Consider the following 4,225-nt stretch of genomic DNA (forward strand, 5'->3'; position numbering starts at 1 on the left):
CGGCACGCGGATGCGCGTCGAGCACCGCACGAACGCCGCCGAACAGGGTATGGCCGCCGCCCGCAACCTGCTCAACCCGCAGGCGCGCAAGCCCTTCGCGCCGGTGCCGTACTTCTGGTCCGACCAGTACGGCATGAAGATCCAGGCCCACGGCTACCTGCGCGGACACGACGAGGTCACCGTCGTGGAGGGCGACCTGGCTTCCCGCCGGTTCGTCGCCGCCTACCGCAGAGGCGACCGCCTCACCGGAGTCCTCGGCGTCGGTATGCCGCCGAAGGTGGTCCGGGCATGGCGGCAGTCCGTCGCCCTGCGCGCCGCCTGGCGCGACGCCGTGGAGGCGGCCCGGACGCCCTGACGCGCCGCGCCGCCTCACCCACATCCCATGAAGAAAGGAATCCCCATGTCGGAAACCCTGCCCGAGCGCCGTTCGATCCCCATTCAGCGGGCGAAAGGCTGCCCGTTCGACCCGCCCCCCGAGCTCAAGGAACTCCGGGAGAAGGAGCCGGTGTGCCCGGTCACCATGCCGGACGGCACCGACGGATGGCTGCTCACAGGCTACGACGACGTCTACGCGACCCTGCGCAACCACGAGACCTTCAGCTCCCGCGGTGAACTGCGCACCTCGGCCATCGGAACCATGCTCTCCGCACGCAGGCCCGCCGGCCCCGGCAACCTGAACCCCATGGACCCGCCGGACCACACCCGGCTGCGCCGCAAGCTCCAGGGCAGGTTCACCACCAAGCGGGTCGCCCGGCTCGCCGATGCCATCACGCAGATCGTCGACGAGCGCCTGGACGAGATGGAGCGCGTGGGGCCCCCGGTCGACCTGGTCGAGACGTACGCCCTGCCCATCCCCTCGCTGGTCATCTGCGAACTCCTCGGTGTGCCCTATGGGGACCGCGCGGAGTTCCAGTCCCGTAGCGCCAGCCTGCTGAAAATGGGCAGCACCGTGGAAGAGTACGCCGCGGCGAACCAGGGGATCCGGGACTTCGTCGACGAACTGGCCCGCCACAAGCGCGCCCACCCGACGGACGACATACTCAGCGAACTCGCCCAGGACGAGGAGCTCTCCCTGGAGGAGGCGACCGAACTCGGTAGGGGCCTGCTCGTGGCCGGTCACGAGACCACCGCCAACATGATCGCCCTGTCCACCTTCGCCCTGCTCCAGCACCCGGACCAACTGGCACTGCTGCGCGAAGACCCGGCCGACCGGATCAACAACGCGGTCGAGGAACTGCTCCGCTACCTGACCATCCCGCAGTACGGCATGGAGCGCGCCGCTCTGGAAGACGTCGAGGTCCGCGGCCGGCAGATCAGAAAGGGCGATGTGGTGGTCCCCGCGCTGTTCGCGGCCAACCGTGACCCGGAGCGCTTCGAGGACCCCGACACCCTCGACATCGGCCGCCGCTCCGCCACCGCTCACCTGGCCTTCGGCTTCGGCGTCCATCAGTGCGTCGGCCAGCAGCTGGCCCGTGCCGAGCTGCGCATCGCGATTCCCGCGCTCCTCGAACGGTTCCCGACGCTGCGTCTGGACGCTCCCGCGGACGAGATCGAGATGCGGACGAACAGCTTCGTGTACGGCGTCACCGCTCTTCCGGTGGCCTGGTGACCGAATCCGCCCAGAGGCGACAGCAGCTCCTTGTTCCCCTGCCGCCGTCACACAAGGGGCACCCTCTCTTCCCGTCCGCCCCGCCACCGTCCGGCTGCTGAGCGTCACCACGCCCGCACCACCGCCGGTCTCTCACCCATCCCGGGACTCACCTCCGCCGAACCGACAACGATTCCGGCCCCACAGCGCGCGGTGGGGCCGGAACCCGGCACCGCCGTGGCCGGTGAGAAGGCCACGGATGGTTTTGGGCCGGCGAGGCCGGAGAGCTGTGCGGCGAGAAGGCGGTGGTGTCGGCGCCCGTACTGTTCAGCGGGCATGGCGGCACTCCGTTGCTGGCTGGCCGGCGGTGCTGGCCGGTGTCCGGGGATGGGGCACGGCAGGAAGGGCGAAGTCGAGCCGCTTGTCCATGTCCGGGCCGGTGGGGGCGCCGTCCTTGCCGTGTGCAGCACCGTGTTCGCCGAGCGCCAGTTCTCCACGACTTGAAGGCCACCGTGGATCTCGCGACGCAGGTCCGGGCCGGGCTCACCCAGGGCAGCAGGCGGGGCGCCGGCACAGATGTCCGCCGACCACGGAATATCGCCTTGGCTTCGGCCCCCGTCATTCGAGAGGGGATACGTGGCCTGGGGCGTCGCTCTGACGCGTAAATAGAACCTGGTCAGCGGTGGTGTGAGCAGGTCTGGGACCCGGCGGTCCGGGTGGATCGCCGGGTGGGGCCGGGACTGCGTTGTCAGGCGACGGTGTCGATGGGGTTGAGGGTGACGCGGTAGCCGAGCCGGTTGATGGCCTGGTGGGTGGCGCGTTCGGGGTCACGCTGGGTGAAGTAGTCGCCGCCGAGTTCGTGGTAGGGGACGTTGTCGGTGAGCATGTGCCAGATGGCGGTGATGATCGAGTGTTCGACGGCGACGAGGGCCTTGAGCGGGCCGCGGCGGGAGGCCGGACGCTTGTAACGGGCCTGCAGATAGGTGTCCTTGGCTCGTCACGCTGAACGCTGCGGTCCCGAGGGCGCCCTTGAGGTAGGGGTTGCCGGGGCGGACCTTGGTGTTCTTGGTGCGGCCGGCGGACTCGTGGTGGCCGGGGCAGACCCCGGCCCAGGACCCGAGGTGCTTGGCGGAGGCGAACCGGGCCATGTCCCCGCCGGTCTCTGCGATGATCACCTCGGCGGTGGCCTGGTTGACGCCGGGGATGGTGTCGAGCAGGTCGATGGGCGTCCCGAAAGGGGGCCATCGCCTCCTCGATCCGCCCGGTGAGCTGGTCGATCATGGCGGTGAGCTGGTCGTACTGGCCCAGATACAGACGGACCAGGAACGCGTGGTGCTCGCCAAACCGCCCGGTCAGGGCCTCGGTCAGTTCGGGGATCTTGCTGCGGAGCCGTCGCTTGGCCAGGTCCGCCAGGACCTGCGGGTCGCGTTCGCCTGTGGTGAGGGCCTCGAGCATGGCGCGGCCGGAGACGCCCATGATGTCGGAGGCGACCGCGGAGAGCTTGATGCCGGTGTCTTCGAGCAGTTTCTCCAGGCGCTGGACCACCCGGCCGCGTTCCCGGGTGACGGTGGTGCGGGCCCGGGTCAGGTCCCGCAACTCGCGTACCGGCTGGGGCGGGACGAACGAAGGGCGGACCAGGCCGTGGGCGCCGAGCTGGTCCAGCCAGGCCGCGTCCGAGACGTCGGTCTTGCGGCCGGGCAGGTTCTTGACGTGCCGCGCGTTGACCAGGATCACGTTCAAGTCCTCGGCCAGCACGTAGTAGTAGGGCTTCCAGTAGTCCGACGTCGCCTCGATCACCACCAGCGTCACCTGCGCGGCGAGCAGGTGCTCCCGCAGGGCGAGCACCGCGTTCGTCGTCGCCCCCCCAGGTGGTCGTCTCGGTCGTGAACGACCCCCGGCGCCTCGTATTCGGCGTCCGGATGCACGCCTTGGCGTCCTTCTTGCTGATGTCCACGCCCGCGCAGCGTTCATGCAGCACGTCCACGGCCCGCTCCTTCCACCGGTGAAGGGCCAGGAGGAACGCCGTTCCGGGAGGGCCAGGGTGGATCAGGAATTCTGACGCACGTGCTCACAGCAACACTCCACGGTTCCCGTGGTCGGCCCTCAGCACCATGCTGACCAGCGAGCTGCACAGCATCACAGAGACATCGGTTTCAGCCGGAACGAACACCCCACGATCCCGAACGGCGCCTGCCCCTCGTCAGGGCCTGCAGAAGCATCCCCGGCGCGCGCCCGGATTTACCGTGCCCCCGGCGCGCGCCGAAGGCGCGCTGGACTGCTGACCTGGACAGACGTCATCTCCCTGAGTGCTCGGGCGGGTCGGTTCGCACCGCTGGTGACCGTGGTTTTCCGCTCTTTATGGCACGCTATGGGCACGGAGCTCCAAGGAGGCCCTTGGCCTGGCCTGTAGCCCCGGGCCGGCAATCGGGGGGCGGACATTGCTGAGGTGGGCCGTGATGCGGCGTTGCGGCAGCACATGTCCAGCCGCGGGGCGGTCTGCTCGGCGCCAAGAACAGTGGAGATGGTCTGAACAACACCCCCTCCACCGAACCACTTGTCCCCGGACAGTTCCGGCGGGGCAGGGAACGCTCAGGGCGGTCGCGGTGGGGGTGAGTAGTGGTCGGGGGGGGTGTGACC

The 4,225-nt window shown here is 69.5% G+C and carries 2 protein-coding genes and 1 pseudogene; 2 read left to right on the forward strand and 1 reads right to left on the reverse strand.

Annotation, left to right across the window (positions count from 1 at the left end; translation table 11 throughout):
* Both AB0958_RS44645 and AB0958_RS44650 read left to right on the forward strand, forming a co-directional pair.
* Positions 1 to 355, forward strand: a 355-nt coding sequence (locus tag AB0958_RS44645) for an oxidoreductase C-terminal domain-containing protein (protein WP_366896213.1), incomplete at its 5' end; no start/stop codon positions are given.
* 45 nt (positions 356 to 400) lie between these two features.
* Positions 401 to 1,609, forward strand: coding sequence for a cytochrome P450 (locus AB0958_RS44650; protein WP_366896214.1), 1,209 nt, complete (start codon positions 401 to 403; stop codon positions 1,607 to 1,609).
* Positions 1,610 to 2,336: 727 nt separating this feature from the next.
* Here AB0958_RS44650 and AB0958_RS44655 read toward each other — a convergent pair.
* A pseudogene (locus AB0958_RS44655) lies at positions 2,337 to 3,572 on the reverse strand (IS110 family transposase).
* Between the last annotated feature and the right edge of the window lie 653 nt (positions 3,573 to 4,225).

This window comes from Streptomyces sp. NPDC006655, from assembly GCF_040703965.1.
Classification (GTDB): domain Bacteria; phylum Actinomycetota; class Actinomycetes; order Streptomycetales; family Streptomycetaceae; genus Streptomyces.